Annotated in this window: 14 protein-coding genes; 6 read left to right on the plus strand and 8 right to left on the minus strand. The window is 70.4% G+C overall.

What is annotated here, in order from left to right:
• Positions 1-60 precede the first annotated feature (60 nt).
• The 3 genes from ruvB to ruvC are packed head-to-tail and all read right to left on the minus strand — an operon-like array spanning position 61 to position 2,302.
• Entirely contained in the window at positions 61-1,098 is a 1,038-nt protein-coding gene (ruvB, locus tag MZC64_RS16420) for a Holliday junction branch migration DNA helicase RuvB (protein WP_247757575.1), read from the minus strand.
• Positions 1,099-1,110: 12 nt separating this feature from the next.
• On the minus strand, positions 1,111-1,707 hold the full coding sequence (ruvA, locus tag MZC64_RS16425; protein ID WP_247757576.1) for a Holliday junction branch migration protein RuvA: 597 nt from the start codon (positions 1,705-1,707) through the stop codon (positions 1,111-1,113).
• Positions 1,708-1,711: 4 nt separating this feature from the next.
• Positions 1,712-2,302 carry a crossover junction endodeoxyribonuclease RuvC gene (gene ruvC / locus MZC64_RS16430; RefSeq protein ID WP_247757577.1) on the minus strand — a complete coding sequence of 197 codons (591 nt, stop codon included), beginning with the start codon at positions 2,300-2,302 and terminating at the stop codon, positions 1,712-1,714.
• Between the two features lie 160 nt (positions 2,303-2,462).
• Between ruvC and MZC64_RS16435 the strand changes: the two genes are divergently transcribed.
• The 6 genes from MZC64_RS16435 (at position 2,463) to MZC64_RS16460 (ending at position 11,167) form a co-directional block, all read left to right on the plus strand.
• Entirely contained in the window at positions 2,463-4,088 is a 1,626-nt protein-coding gene (locus MZC64_RS16435; protein WP_247757578.1) for an FAD-dependent oxidoreductase, read from the plus strand.
• 75 nt (positions 4,089-4,163) lie between these two features.
• Positions 4,164-7,529, plus strand: a complete 3,366-nt coding sequence (locus tag MZC64_RS16440; RefSeq protein ID WP_247757579.1) for an AAA family ATPase — start codon at positions 4,164-4,166, stop codon at positions 7,527-7,529.
• Positions 7,530-7,538: 9 nt separating this feature from the next.
• Positions 7,539-8,555 carry a serpin family protein gene (locus MZC64_RS16445; RefSeq protein WP_247757580.1) on the plus strand — a complete coding sequence of 339 codons (1,017 nt, stop codon included), beginning with the start codon at positions 7,539-7,541 and terminating at the stop codon, positions 8,553-8,555.
• A 24-nt stretch (positions 8,556-8,579) separates the two neighbouring features.
• The gene (locus tag MZC64_RS16450; protein ID WP_247757581.1) at positions 8,580-9,641 is read left to right on the plus strand and encodes a serpin family protein; all 1,062 of its coding nucleotides are present in this window, start codon (positions 8,580-8,582) and stop codon (positions 9,639-9,641) included.
• 184 nt (positions 9,642-9,825) lie between these two features.
• Positions 9,826-10,704, plus strand: coding sequence for a carbohydrate kinase family protein (locus MZC64_RS16455; RefSeq protein ID WP_247757582.1), 879 nt, complete (start codon positions 9,826-9,828; stop codon positions 10,702-10,704).
• 61 nt (positions 10,705-10,765) lie between these two features.
• Positions 10,766-11,167, plus strand: coding sequence for a pyridoxamine 5'-phosphate oxidase family protein (locus MZC64_RS16460; protein WP_247757583.1), 402 nt, complete (start codon positions 10,766-10,768; stop codon positions 11,165-11,167).
• Here the strand turns inward: MZC64_RS16460 and MZC64_RS16465 are convergent.
• The 5 genes from MZC64_RS16465 to pdxT form a co-directional block, all read right to left on the minus strand.
• A complete protein-coding gene (locus MZC64_RS16465) occupies positions 11,164-11,643 on the minus strand; it encodes a GNAT family N-acetyltransferase (protein ID WP_247757584.1) in 480 nt (159 codons plus the stop codon). The genes MZC64_RS16460 and MZC64_RS16465 overlap by 4 nt on opposite strands.
• The gene (locus MZC64_RS16470; protein WP_247757585.1) at positions 11,640-12,167 is read right to left on the minus strand and encodes a DUF4262 domain-containing protein; all 528 of its coding nucleotides are present in this window, start codon (positions 12,165-12,167) and stop codon (positions 11,640-11,642) included. The genes MZC64_RS16465 and MZC64_RS16470 overlap by 4 nt, the downstream gene beginning before the upstream one ends.
• Positions 12,168-12,224: 57 nt before the next feature.
• Entirely contained in the window at positions 12,225-12,731 is a 507-nt protein-coding gene (locus MZC64_RS16475) for a DUF4262 domain-containing protein (protein ID WP_247757586.1), read from the minus strand.
• Between the two features lie 195 nt (positions 12,732-12,926).
• Positions 12,927-13,679 (minus strand): YebC/PmpR family DNA-binding transcriptional regulator, encoded by a 753-nt coding sequence (locus MZC64_RS16480; RefSeq protein WP_247757587.1) that lies wholly within the window; start codon positions 13,677-13,679, stop codon positions 12,927-12,929.
• A 48-nt stretch (positions 13,680-13,727) separates the two neighbouring features.
• On the minus strand, positions 13,728-14,348 hold the full coding sequence (gene pdxT, locus MZC64_RS16485; protein WP_247757588.1) for a pyridoxal 5'-phosphate synthase glutaminase subunit PdxT: 621 nt from the start codon (positions 14,346-14,348) through the stop codon (positions 13,728-13,730).
• Between the last annotated feature and the right edge of the window lie 15 nt (positions 14,349-14,363).

A 14,363-nucleotide genomic window follows, 5' to 3' on the forward strand; every position in this document is an offset into this window, starting at 1 on the left:
TGTTCGGGTATGCGGGTACGAGTGTGCCAGGTGTCACTCGCTGTGCGGCCGGGGCGGGGGCTAACCCACCTCGCCGGGAGCCTGGGCCGGGGGTTCAAGCCCGAGGTGACGCCATGCCGACACGGTAGCGACCCGCCCGCGCGGTGTTCGCGCGAGCATGCCCGCCCGCACCAGGTACGGCTCGCAGACCTCCTCGACGGTGGTCGGCTCCTCACCCACCGCCACGGCCAGGGTAGACACCCCGACCGGTCCGCCACCAAACGACCGCACCAAAGCACCCAGAACGGCACGATCCAGGCGGTCAAGGCCGAGGTCGTCCACGTCGTAGACGCGGAGCGCGGCATCGGCGATGTCCCTGGTCACGGCGCCGTCGGCACGCACTTCGGCGTAGTCGCGGACCCGGCGGAGCAGCCGGTTGGCGATCCGGGGGGTGCCGCGGGAGCGGCCGGCGATCTCGGCCGCGCCGTCGGGGCGCAGGTCGACGCCGAGGATGGTGGCCGAGCGGGTGAGGATGCGTTCGAGTTCGCCGGGGACGTAGAACTCCATGTGCGCGGTGAAGCCGAAGCGGTCGCGCAGCGGGCCGGTCAGCGAGCCGGCCCTGGTGGTGGCGCCGACCAGGGTGAACGGGGCGATCTCCAGGGGGATGCTGGTGGCGCCGGGGCCCTTGCCGACCACGACGTCGACCCGGAAGTCCTCCATGGCCAGGTAGAGCATTTCCTCGGCGGGCCGGGCGATGCGGTGGATCTCGTCGATGAAGAGCACATCGCCCTCGGCCAGGTTGGACAGCATCGCGGCCAGGTCGCCCGCGCGTTCCAGGGCGGGGCCGGAGGTGAGCCGCAGCGCGGCGCCCAGTTCGGCGGCGATGATCATGGCGAGGCTGGTCTTGCCCAGTCCGGGCGGGCCGGAGAGCAGCACGTGGTCGGGTGGGGAGCCGCGCCGCAGGGCGCCGCCGAGCACCAGTTCGAGCTGTTCGCGGACCCGGGCCTGGCCGACGAACTCGGTCAGGTTCTTCGGTCGCAGCCCGGTCTCGTCCTCCCGTTCGCCGGTGGCGGCGTAGGGGGAGAGCGGGGTTTCCTCGTCGAGGTCGTCGTCGAACACCGCGCGGCCCCGTTACTTCTTACGTCCGAGCCCGGCGAGGGCCTTGCGCAGCACGGTGGCGGTGTCGCCGCCGCCGTCGGCGAGCACGGACTCCACCGCCTGCTCGGCCTGTTTGGCCGGGAAGCCCAGGCCCAGCAACGCGTCCACCACCTGGCCGCGGACCTGGTCGTGGCTTTCCCCCGGCAGTCCGGGGTTGCTGCTGGGCAGCAGCGCGCCGACCTTGTCCCGCAGTTCGATGACGAGTCGTTCGGCGCCCTTGCGGCCGACGCCGGGGACCTGGGTGAGCACGGTGATGTTGCCCTCGGCCAGGGCCGCGCACAGCTTGTCCGGTTCGAGCACGGCGAGCACGGCGAGGGCGAGTTTGGGGCCGACGCCGGTGACGGTCTGCAGCAGGCCGAAGAGTTCGCGGGCCTCGTCGGTGGCGAAGCCGAAGAGGGTGAGGGAGTCCTCGCGCACGACCAGCGTGGTGGACAGGCGGGCCTCGTCGCCGCGGCGCAGGGTGGCCAGGGTGGCGGGGGTGGTGCGCACCGCCAGGCCGACCCCGCCGACCTCGATGACGACGTGGTCGAGGCTGATGGCGAGCACCTGGCCGCGTACCGAGGAAATCACGTGATCACTTGTTCCTTGTCCGGGCGGGCTTGGCCGCCGTCCTGGCCGCGGCGGCGAGCCGGGCCTTGTGCGCCTGGGCGAGCTGGGCGGCCCTGGCCTGGGCCTCGGCCAGCCGGGACTGCATGGGCGCGCGCCAGATGTGACAGATGGCCAGGCCGAGCGCGTCGGCGGCATCGGCCGGTTTCGGCGCCTCGGACAGGCCGAGGACCTTGGTGACCATGGCGGTGACCTGGGCCTTGTCCGCCCGGCCGGAACCGGTGAGCGCGGCCTTCATCTCGCTGGGGGTGTGGAAGGCCACGGGCAGGTCGCGGCGGGCGGCGCACAGCGCGATCACCCCGCCCGCCTGCGCGGTGCCCATGGCGGTGCGCACGTTGTGCTGGCTGAACACCCGTTCCACCGCGATGACGTCCGGGCGGTAGCGCTCCAGCCAGAGTTCGGCGGCGTCGGCGATCTGCATCAGCCGCACGGCCAGGGGCGCGTCGACCGGGGTGCGGATGACGTCCACGGCGACGGCGCGGACGCTGCGGCCGGTGCCGCCGTCGACCACGGCGATGCCGCAGCGGGTCAGGCCGGGGTCCACTCCCAGCACGCGCACGCAGACCAACTCCCGATCAACTGGCGAACACTCGTTCGAACCCTAGAGGGCGGGCGGCGGACCCGGGCGGGTGACACGCGAATACGTGGACAGTCACCCGGCGACTGGGTACCGTCGACGTTGCAATGCGATCGCATTGGATCTCTTGGGGGTTCTTGAGATGAATGATGTCAGCAGACGTGGCTTCCTGGCCGGAGCCGCCGCGGTCGGCGGTCTGGCGGCCACCGGCGGCGTGGCCGCCGCGGCGCCCGCGGCCGAGGCCAGCGGTGGTCATCCGCCGCTGGGCCCGGTGACGGTGCGACCGGGCGACCCGAGGTATGAGGACCTGCGGATCAAGGGGATCAACGTCCGGTTCCGCCCGACGCCCGAGGCGTTCCAGCTGGTCGGCTCGACCGACCAAGTAGTGCGCGCGGTGCAGGAGGCGGTGCGCGCGGGCAAGCGGATCACCGTGCGCGGCGGCGGCCACTCCTGCGAGGACTTCGTCGGCGACGGCGCGCAGGTGATCATCGACCTGTCCCAGTTCCACGACGTCTACTTCGACCCGCGCCGCAACGCCTTCGCCATCGAAGCCGGCGCCACCCTGCGCGAGGTGTACAAGACGCTGTACCTGGGCTGGGGCGTGACCGTGCCCGGCGGGGAGTGCGGGGAGGTCGGCGTCGGCGGGCACATCCAGGGCGGCGGCTACGGCCCGCAGTCCCGCAAGCTCGGCGTGCTGGTGGACTACCTGTACGCGGTGGAGGTGGTGGTCGTGGACAAGGACGGCACCGCCCGCGCGGTGGTCGCCACCCGGGAACCGCACGACCCGAACCGGGACCTGTGGTGGGCGCACACCGGTGGCGGCGGCGGCAACTTCGGCGTGGTCACCCGGTACTGGATGCGCGACCCCAAGGCCAAGGGCACTGACCCCACCAAGTTGCTGCCGAAGCCGGCCGCGGCGGTGCTGGCCGGGGTCGCGCTGGGCGGCTGGGCGGAGATCGACGAGACCCGGTTCGTCCGGCTGATGCGCAACTACGGCGAGTTCATGGAGCGGCACAAGGGCGCCGACTCGCCGTACGCCTCGCTGTGGTCGGCCTTCCTGGTGCCCTGCCCGACCGAGGGTGCGCACCAGGGCGGTTTCGTCATCACCGGCCAGCTCGACGCCACCGTGCCGAACGCGGACAAGCTCCTGGCGGACTATTTCGCCGCGGTCACCGCGGGTGTGGACAAGGGCGTGCACGTGCTCCCGCCCGAGCGCCGGACCTGGCTGACCAGCGCGCTGTCCTCGGGCACCAACCAGGAATCGGGGCGGTACAAGCAGAAATCGGCCTACCTGCGCAAGCGCTACACCGACGAGCAGGCCAAGATCGCCTACCGGCACATCACCAAGGCCAAGGCCCCCGAGGGCACCAGCCCGCCGCCGATGCTGTGGCTGTTGTCCTTCGGCGGCAAGGTGAACACGGTCGCCCCCGAGGCCACCGCGATGCCGCAACGGGACTCCATCCTCAAGGCCACCTTCATCACCTACTGGCCCGACCCCGCCGAGGAGGCCCTGGAGATCCGCCGCGTGCGCGAGTTCTTCCGCGACCTCTACGCCGACACCGGCGGCGTCCCGGTCCCCAACGCCGCCAACGACGGCTGCTACATCAACTACCCCGACATCGACATGGCCGACCCGGCCTGGAACACCTCCGGCGTGCCCTGGCACGAGTTGTTCTACAAGGGCAACTATCCGAAGTTGCAACAGGTCAAGGCGAAGTGGGACCCGCGCAACGTCTTCCACCACGCCCTGTCCATCCGGCTGCCGTGACCCCGGTGTCGTAGCCTCAACCCGGTGCGCCGAGGTGACCACCACCCGCTCGACCTGCTCCCGCTGTTCCTGGGCGTGTTGCTGGGTCTGGGCACCAACCTGGTCACCTCGGCCCCGGACAACTGGTGGTCTCCGCTGCAACCAGTGGCCCGGTATGCCTGGGTGTGGCTGCCTGCGTTGATCTTGGCTATCTACCTGTTCGAGCACCTCCGCCGCTACCTGGCCACCCGGCATCGCGTGTGGCACGACGGCAGCCCCTACCCCGGCCTGGAGTCCTTCACCGCCGATCGCGCCGCGGTGTTCTTCGGGCGCGACAACGAAACCCGCGATCTCCTGGAGCGTCTCGCCCGGTCTGGCGGCGATCCGGCGCACCGGTTCGTGCCGCTGGTCGGGCCGTCCGGCAGCGGCAAGTCGTCGCTGATCCAGGCGGGGGTGCTGGCCGGGCTGGGTTCCCGCTGGACTGTCTTCGGGCCGGTGGAACCCGGGCCGGATCCGTTCGGGGCATTGGCTTCGGCGTTGACCGAGACCGACCGGAGTCGCTGCGCCCGGTTGCTCCATGACGAGGCGACCCAACTCCCCCAACGCCCGCCGACTGATCTGGCCACCCGGCTTGCCGGAACTCGCTGTCTGCTGGTGATCGACCAGTGGGAGGACCTGACCCGGGTGCCCGAGGCCGAGCGGACGCTGTTCGTCAGCCTGATCGAGGCAGTGCTGGCGGCGCAGCCGAACCTGCATGTGCTGGTCGCGTTGCGGCCGGATGCGTTGGGGATGTTCGCGGCGAACCGGTTGTTCGCGCATCCGTATCCGGTGGGGCCGCTGGAACCTCGGTTGCTGCGTCAGGTGATCGTCGGGCCTGCTCGGGCGGCGGGGGTGGAGTTCGAGGACGGCTTGGTCGAGCAGATGGTGGCGGAGGCGACGGTCGGGGATGCGTTGCCGCTGCTGGGGCACTTGTTGCAGCGGTTGTCCGGCGCCAAGGTCATCACGGTTGAGGCGTATGACCGGGCTGGGCGGGTTGGCGGGGCGATCGCGCGGCACGCGGATGAGGTCCGGCTTGCGCTGTCGGCGGTGCATCCGGACGCGGAGATCGAGGCGACGCTGTTGCGGTTCGTTTCGTGGGAGGGCCGGGAACCTACTCGTCGCGCTGTGTTCACCGCCGACTTGGATGCCACTGGTTTCCGTATCGCTGACGAGTTCCGCGCAGCTCGGCTGTTGGCGGAGTCGGGCGACGGCAAGTCCTTCGACCTGGCGCACGATGCCTTGCTGCGCCAATGGTCCTGGCTGCACGACCTGATCATCGAGAACGAGGATCGGCTTCGCCGGTTGGCGTTGTTGAGCAGCCAGGCTCGTGCGTGGGCAGTCGAGCGGCAGGACGATGATCTGCTTCGTGGACAGGCACTTGTGCTCGCCACGGAGACATCCGCGGATGGGGTCGTGGCCGAGTTCATCGCCGCTTCCCAGGCTGCCCAACGACTTTCCGCCGATAGTCGAGCGAGGCAAGCAGCATCGTGGGCCCGGCAACACCGCGACAGCGACATCGAACTGGCCCGCGCGATCGCCGCCGCGGCGGTACGCGAATCGGCGTCACCAGCGGCGGTCCTGTCACTGTGGGGGTTGTTGGCCGAACCCACCCGCGCACAGTTTCCGGTGGGGCATACCAAACATATCCTGGCAATGGTGTGGCTCCCGGACGACGACCATCTGCTGACCATCGGGGCGGACGGCCACGAGTGCGTCTGGAACCGCGCGGGCGACCTGGTGGAGACCGCCGAGCTTCCCTTGACCAAGCCGTACCTCGCCGAACTGTCCCCCGACGGCAGCAAAATCGTGCTCGGCGATTATGTCGGTACGACAGGAGTGTGGTCGAGAGCGGATGGCCGGTGGATCGCACCGGCACTGAGCGATGAGCAGCTCATCAGCTTTCGCTGGTCCAACGACAGCTCCCGCCTGTTTTCCTGGTCAGAGCACTCCGGGGCACAGGTGTGGACCTTTCAAGAAGAAGGTCCGTGCATGAGCAGGCGACTGGCCGCGAAACACATCTACGCGGTTAGCTGGTCGCCGGATGACGCGCTGGTCGCGTTGGGCAGCAAAGACACGGTGACCATCCTGGAAACCTCCTCCTGGACCGCTGTGTCCACGCGGGAGGTCGATCCGGTAGTCGACCTGTCCTGGTCACCGACAGGCGACCAACTGGCCATGCTGGTAAGCAGTCAACCTCCTCGCCAGCTTGCCAGCACACTGATCATCCTCGACCTGTCCACGTCCGCTGAGAAGGCCGTGAAGTCCCCCGGATCAACCCGGGTTTCCTGGTCACCGGCCAGATCGGTGATCGCGGTGACCGGGACAGGCATGTTGGACGTCCAGCTGGTGGATACCACGGACCTCAGCGTGCTGAGCCATCAGCGAAGCACCGATTCACCACTGTGCTGGTCAGCCTCCGGAACAGTGCTGGCGTTCGTGCCGCGCTCGACATCGGTCCGGATCTGGGACACGGAGACCGACACCTTGGCGGTCAGCCGGGGTGGCGAACTCATCGTGGCAGCCAGCCACCCGGACCACTCTCGTCTTGTGCTGTCCCAGCGCGAATCGGACGACATTGTGCTGGCTGGCTGGACACCCACAGAGTGGACACGGCTGCCCTGCCCGCCTGGCCGGTGGTTGAAGGCACTCTGGTCGGAGGCCGCTGGGCTGATCGCAGGTGAAAACACCGATGAGGTGGTCGTGTGGTCGGCGACAACGCACCAGATCGTGAGGCGCTTCCCACGGGGCGGCGGGTTCCTGGCCTGGTCCCCGGACGGACGGCACCTGGCCACGCACCAGGAAGAGCGTCCGGCCAACGGTCCTTCCGCAGTGACGGTGTGGTCGATGGAGTGTCAGGAGCCGGTCGCGTCCTTCCCCACCGCAGGCCGAGGGTACGGCCCGCTCGACTGGTCGCCAGACAGTGACCGACTCGCCATATCCGACGGCCTGCGCTCCATCGAGGTGTGGTTGCTGTCCACGCAGGAGCACGTTGCGACAATCGAGGCGGCGGACGGGATCAGCCTGCTCAGCTGGTCACCGGATGGCAGCCGGGTCGCCGGGGTGGGTACGGACCTAGCGATCCGCTGCTGGGATCTGGCCACTGGTACTCGCCACAGCGCGAGCACCAGCCAGCAAGTCACGGTCGAGTTTCTCGACTGGTCTCCGGATGGCAGGCGGCTGCTGAGTTGCGCCCATGATCTGCGGATCTGGGACGCGGACACCTGCGACGAACTGGCTGTCCTCACCCCGACCGGTCATGTCATCGCGGTGGACTGGTACGACGACCACACTATCCGAGTGATCAACTCCGACGGCACGCGGCTCACCTGGACCCCAACCGAGGATGCCGCCGCCCTGCTGGCCGCAGCCGACGCTCGGGAGTTGACTGCCAAAGAGCGGGTTCGGTTCGGGCTGACCTCGTAGCCTGCGGCCATGCTGCCGTTCACCCTCGACCTGCACCGCGCCCTCCCTCGCCCCACCGAACCAAACCCGTGCTGGTCGCCCTACTCCGTCGCCGCCGCGCTGAGCCTGCTCCTCGACGCCGCCACCGGCACCGCGCACGAGGAACTCCGCCAGGTCCTCGGCGACCCCCGCGACCTGCTCGCCCAGGCCGCCGAGGTGGGGTCGGGTCCGACGCTGGCGGTGAGCAGCACCGTGTGGGCCGATACCGGAGTGCCGATCCGGGACGAGTACCGCGCGGCCGTTGGCGCGCAGCACGTACGGGCCGTGGCCTTGCGAAGCCAGCCGGAGCAGGCCCGGGGCGTGATCAACGCCGATGTCGCCGAGACGACCCGTGGGCTGATTCCGGAGGCGGTTCCGCCCGGCATGATCGGGCCGGACACGTTGGTGGTGCTGGTGAACGCGCTGTACCTGCGGGCGGCCTGGCGCACCGCGTTCACCGCTGTCGGGGAGTTGCCGTTCCGGGCGCCGGCCGCGGAAGTCCCGGTGCCGATGATGCGGGTGCGGGCTCGGCTGGGCTACCTCGAACGCGACGGCTGGCGAGTGGTGGTCGTGCCCGCCGCGGGTGGCGTCGAGGTGGTGGTGGCGGTGCCGGACGGGGAGATCGGGGATCTCGCCGGGGTGCCGTGGGAGGTCGGGGACAGCCGGGTGGTGGAGCTGGTGCTGCCGCGGTTCCGGGCGGCGGCGCGGGTTCGGCTGGAACAGGCGTTGCGGGGTGTGGGGATCCGGGAGGTTTTCGGGGCTGGGCTGGCGGGACTGACCTCGGCGGGGGCCTCGGTGTCGGCGGTGCTGCACCAGGCGGTGCTGAGTGTGGACGAGCAGGGTCTGGAAGGGGCGGCGGTCACCGTGATCGCCACCCGGGGGCGGCGGGTGCCGGTGGAGCCGGAGGTGTCGGTGCTGGTGGATCGGCCGTTCGCGGTGCTGGTGCGGCACGCCGACACCCGGGTGCCCTACTTCGTGGCGACCGTGACCGATCCGGCTGCCGGGTAGCGGGTTCGCGGCTAGCGTGGCGTTGTGCACGAGTTCACGCTGGCCCTGCATCGGGCGCTCTCCGGTCCCGCCGACACCAACGCGTGCTGGTCGCCGTACTCCGTCGCGACCGCGCTGGGCCTGGTCGCCGAGGCGGCCAAGGGGCGGTCGCGGGCGGAGATCGTCGAGCTGATCGGCGAGCCCGCGGAGTTGCTCAAGCGGGTCGCGGGGGCCGCTGAACTGTGGGCCGGGACGGTCGCGGTGACCAGCACGCTGTGGGTGGACGACGGAGTCCCGGTGCACGAGGAATTCCTGGCGCGGCTGGACGAGTGGCCGGGGGCGCGGGTTCGGGAGCTGGGGTTGCGGGCGGCGCCGGAGGTGGCCCGCGGGGTGATCAACGCCGACGTCGCCGAGACCACCCGCGGGCTGATCACCGAGGCGGTGCCCGCCGGGGCGATCACGCCGGACACCCTGGTGGCGCTGGTGAACGCGCTCTACCTCAAGGTCGGCTGGCTCACGCCGTTCCGGGACGCCGACCGGACGGCCGCGCTGCCGTTCCACGCGCCGGGCGGCACGGTGCCGGTGCCGACGATGAGCCGCGGCGGGAAGCTGCGGCACCGGGCGCTGGGCGGCTGGCAGTCGGTCGTGTTGCCCGCGGACGGCGGCACCGAGGCCGTGGTGCTGCTGCCCGACGGCGACCTGGACACGGCGACCCTGGACACGGAACTCCTGGACACGCTGGTGGGCTCCGGGGTGTACCGGGAGGTGGAGCTGTTCCTGCCGCGGTTCACGGTGGCCTCGCGGCTGGAGCTGGCCGACCCGGTGGGCGAACTGGGCGTGCGCACGGTCTTCGGCGAGCACGCGGACCTGGGCGGGTTGACCCGGGAGCGGGTGGCGGTCACCGCGGCCCTGCACCAGGCAGTGCTGGACGTGGACGAACAGGGCCTGGAAGGGGCGGCGGTGACCGCGATGATGTTCGGCGCGGTCTCCCTGGAACTGGACCCCGAGCTACCCCTGGAGGTGCGGGTGGACCGGCCGTTCCTGTTCCTGGTGCGCCATCAGGAAAGCGGCGCGCCGTACTTCCTGGCCAGGGTGGCGCGGCCCTGACCGCGATCCGCCCCTACTTTCGGCCCCTTCCCGGCAGGATTACCCGCGGCACGGGGAAGCCTGACCAGTCGCTTCGGGCAAGAGCGGATCAAGAATCGCGAAGTCCTGGGTAATCGGTGAACCCCGGAAACGGCGGCACGCTACGTTGAAACGTCCACCGTCACGGAGCCCGCCGGGAGACCACGTGCCGCGAGTAGCGGTGATCGGCTACGCCAGTGTCGACCACGCCATGGAAACCGACCCGTTCCTGGCGGCGACCGGCACCACCCTGGTCCGCCGCCGCCTGTCCCACCCCTGGCCCCATCTGGGCGGCATCACCTACGCCGCCGAGGGCCTGACCGAGGCCGGACACGATGTCCGCGCGGTCACCTGGGTCGGCCAGGACGCCTTCGGCGCGGCCTACACCGACCGCCTCGCCTCCTGGGGCGTCGACGTGTCCGGGGTGGACCAGAGCGGCGACCGAACCCCGTCGAACTACCTGTTCTACGCCCCGGACGAACAGGTCGTCACCGTCTACGACCCCGGCGAGCCGGTCCCCCAGTCCCTGACCGAGACCCAGCGCGCCGTCATCGCCGACAGCGATTGGGTCTGCCTGCTGGTCGGCCCCCGCCCCGTCACCGTGGAAATCCTGGACCTGCTCCGCCCCGACCAGCACCTGGCCTGGACAGTCAAAGACGACCCGGACGCCTACCCCGGCGGCCTGGTCCACCGCCTCCTGTCCACCGCCTCAGTGCTGACCTTCTCCACCCGGGAACGCCTTTTCCTGGAACGCGCGGTCGCCCCGAGGACGTTACGAGACCGCACCAGAGCCGAGGCCCTGCGTGCGGAAACCCAAGGTTCGGCTGGCGCCCAGTTCTGGCACAACGGCAACTCGGGAGCCGTCGGCACCACCGCGGTCGACGCGGTGGACACCACCGGCGCCGGCGACGTGTTCTTCGCCGCGGCGGTGGCCAGCATGATCGAGGACCCGGCGGACCCGCGCCGGGCCACCGAGGCCGGGGTGGCGGCCGCGACGGCGTTGCTGCGCTGCCGCAAGGACTCCACGGAAGGCAAGGTCTGCTGACCCGAGGCCGGGCTGTGGGTAGGGCGAGGGGCGCCGTGGGTGGGCGGCATAGGGTTTGGGGGTGGGTGTTGATTTGCTGGGGCGTGGGGTGGGGTTCGCGGAGTTCTGGACTGAGCGGCGGTTGGCGTCGTTGAGTTCGGTGCGGCCGGATGGGCGGCCGCATGTGGTGCCGGTGGGGGTGACCGTGGACTTCGCGAGTGGGATCGCTCGGGTGATCACTTTTCGGCATTCGGTGAAGGCTCGGTTGGTGGCGGGGGCTGGGGTGGCGGGGCTGGCGGTGGCGGTGTGTCAGTTCGAGGGGGCGCACTGGTCGACCCTGGAAGGGCGGGCGGTGGTGCGGGAGGACGCCGAGTCGGTGGCGGACGCGGTGGCGCGGTATGCGCGGCGGTATCGGCAGCCGAAGGAGAACCCGGCAAGGGTGGTGCTGGAGATCGCGGTGAGCCGGGTGCTCGGGAACCGTTAGGGCCTGGGCTTTTCCAGGACGACGAGCAGGACGCCCGCGGTGTCCGGGCGTTCGCTGACGCGGGTGTAGCCGCGGCGTTCGTATATCGCGAGAGACTCGGCGCTGTCCGTGCCAGTGGCCAGCCACAGGGTCCTGATCTGGGGCGGGGCCGCGTTTTCCAGGGCGGTGAGCAGGGCCGCGCCCACGCCTTCGCCCTGGCGGTCGGGGGCCACCACGAAGCGGGCCACCTCCAGGCGGTCGCCGTCGACCACACCACGGACGGCGCCGACCAGGCGGTGGCCGGAGAAGGCGCCCAGGGTGGGAATCTCCGGGTTCGCGATCAGGGCCCGGAGCTGGTCCAGGGTGTCCAGGAGTGGCGGGAGGAAGGGTTCGCGGTAGCGCTGGGCTTCGGGCAGGAAGGCGGCGCGTTGCAGGGTGAGGAGTTCGCCTGCGTGGTCGGGCCGCAAGGCGGCGATGCGGATGGCGGGTGTGGTCATGGGCCGTTCACTCCGGGGAGCCAGCTTTCGGGGGTGCCGCTGGCGGTGAGGACCGGCTGGGCGCGGTGGAAGCGGTAGCAGCCGCCTTGCCAGGGCCAGGCGTGGTCGTGGGTGGGCCAGAGCAGTTGCAGGGCGGGAAAGTCGTTGTCGGGGTAGAGGGCGCGGGCTGAGGTCAGCCAGTCGGGGTAGTGCTCTCCGGCCACGCGTTCGAAGGTGACCTGGTAGCCGTCGATGAAGCCGTCGTAGCGGTAGCCGGGGGCGAAGCGTTCGCCGGCGGCGGCGCGCTCGGCGTAGCGGCGGACCAGGTCGCGGGCGTGCTGGTCGGGGGCGCCCAGGATGATGACCTCCGGGGTGTGGCGCAGGGCCCACAGGCCGACGGTGTAGTGGCTGCCGGGGATGCGCAGGCCGGTGAGCGGGTCCTGGTCGGCGGCCACGGCGACCGTGGCGTAGTCGTGTTCGGCGACGTGTTTCAGCAGGTCGCGGCGGACGTCTTCCGCGGTGGCGCCGTTGCACATGTCGCACATGCCTGAAGTCCCTCCGGTTGGCTTGTTCGAACATATGTTCGCACGAGCCACCGACAGTCAGGGGCCTTCAGCGCCGGATGTCCAACTTTCGGGGTACCCGGACTCGGTCAGCACCGGCTGCCACTCGAAGAAGCCGGCGGGGGCGTTCTCCTGCCACGGCCAGTGGCCCTCGGGCGTGGTGACGATGATCTGCATCGCCGGGAAGTTGCCCTGGGGGTGGAAGAGGAAGACGAAGCCGAGGAACTCCGGGTAGTAGCCCAGGTTGACCTTCTCGAAGGTGACCAGGCAGCCGGGCAGGAAGTCCTGGTACACCTTGCCCAGCGGGAAGCGCTCGCCGCGGGAGATGCGGTCCACGTAGGCGCCGATGACGTGCGTGGCCGCTTCCTCGGGCAGGCCGATGACGACGGCCTCGGGGGCGCCGAAGCGGCGCCAGCAGCCGACGGAGAGGGCGAAGTTGGCGGCGCCTTCTTCCTCCGGGACGTGCACGACGGCCGCGCCGTGTTGCTCGGCGGAGGCGAGGAGTTCGCGGCGGAGCTGGTCGTCGGCGGTTTCCAGGGGCGGCATGGGGTCATTCTGCCGTTCGCCGGAGGCCGGATGAGCGGGGGTGGACTAGGCCGTTCAGACCAATTTTTCAGTTCCCGCCGCCGGGCTGCTCCGCGGGCTCCAGGTACCTGTGCGAGGCGGGCACAAGCGAATGCCGCGCCGCCCCGCTGGTGCGGGACGGCGCGGCATCGCGGAGAACTCGGCCGGAACGACCGCCTACGCGTCGACCTCGGCCATCACGTCATCGCTCACGTCGAAGTTCGCGAACACGTTCTGCACGTCGTCGCAGTCTTCCAGGGCGTCGATCAGCCGGAAGACCTTCCGCGCGCCGTCGGCGTCCAGTGAGACGCTGATGGCGGGCAGGAAGTTGGCGTCGGCGGAGTCGTAGTCGATGCCGGCGCCCTGCAGCGCGGTGCGGACCGCGACCATGTCGCCGGCTTCGGAGACGATCTCGAAGCTGTCCCCCAGGTCGTTGACCTCTTCAGCGCCCGCGTCGAGCACGGCCATGAGCACGTCGTCCTCGCTCATGTCGTTCTTGGGCACGAGGATGACGCCCTTGCGGGTGAACAGGTAGGCCACCGAGCCCGGGTCGGCCATGTTGCCGTTGTTGCGGGTCATGGCCACGCGGACCTCGCTGGCGGCCCGGTTGCGGTTATCGGTGAGGCATTCGACCAGGACCGCCACGCCGTTGGGGCCGTAGCCCTCGTACATGATGGTCTGCCAGTCGGCGCCGCCGGCCTCTTCACCGCCGCCGCGCTTGCGGGCGCGCTCGATGTTGTCCGAGGGCACCGAGTTCTTCTTCGCCTTCTGGATGGCGTCGAAGAGGGTCGGGTTGCCTTCGGGGTCGCCCCCACCGGTCCGCGCGGCGACCTCGATGTTCTTGATCAGCTTCGCGAACAGCTTGCCGCGCTTGGCGTCGAGGGCGGCCTTCTTGTGCTTGGTGGTGGCCCACTTGGAGTGGCCGCTCATCTCTCCTCCGTCGCTCTCGTCACCGTTGACGCGTTCCCCGTCAGCTTCTCAGGCCGCGCGCACGGTGTCCGCGAACAGGCGGTGCACCCGCCCGTCGCCGGTCAGTTCAGGGTGGAACGCGGTTGCCAGCACGCGTCCCTGTCGAACGGCGACGATCCTACCGGCGGCCGCCCCGGAGTCCGGGACGTCCGGCACGGTGGCGAGCACTTCCACCTCGTCGCCGACCGATTCCACCCACGGCGCCCGGATGAACACCGCGCGCACGGGGTCGCCCTCGATGCCGGTGACGTCGAGGTCGGCCTCGAAGGAGTCGACCTGGCGGCCGAAGGCGTTGCGCCGGACCACCATGTCCACGGCGCCGAGCTGGTGCTGGTCCGGACGTCCGTCGAGCACCGTGCTGGCGAGCATGATCATGCCAGCACAGGAGCCGAAGGCGGGCAGCCCCTCCTTCAACCGCAGACGCAACGGTTCCAGCAGCTCGAAGTTGGTGAGCAGGCGGCTCATCGTGGTGGACTCGCCACCGGGGATGACCAGCCCGTGCACCTGTGCCAGCTCCTCGGCCCGGCGGACCGGGCGGGCCAGCACATCGCATTCGGCGAGCGCCACCAGGTGCTCTCGCACGTCACCCTGCAGGGCGAGTACTCCGACCACGGGCTGGGCTGCCGACACTGCGCACTCCTGAAC

It is taken from the genome of Crossiella sp. S99.2, from assembly GCF_023094165.1.
Lineage (GTDB): Bacteria > Actinomycetota > Actinomycetes > Mycobacteriales > Pseudonocardiaceae > Crossiella.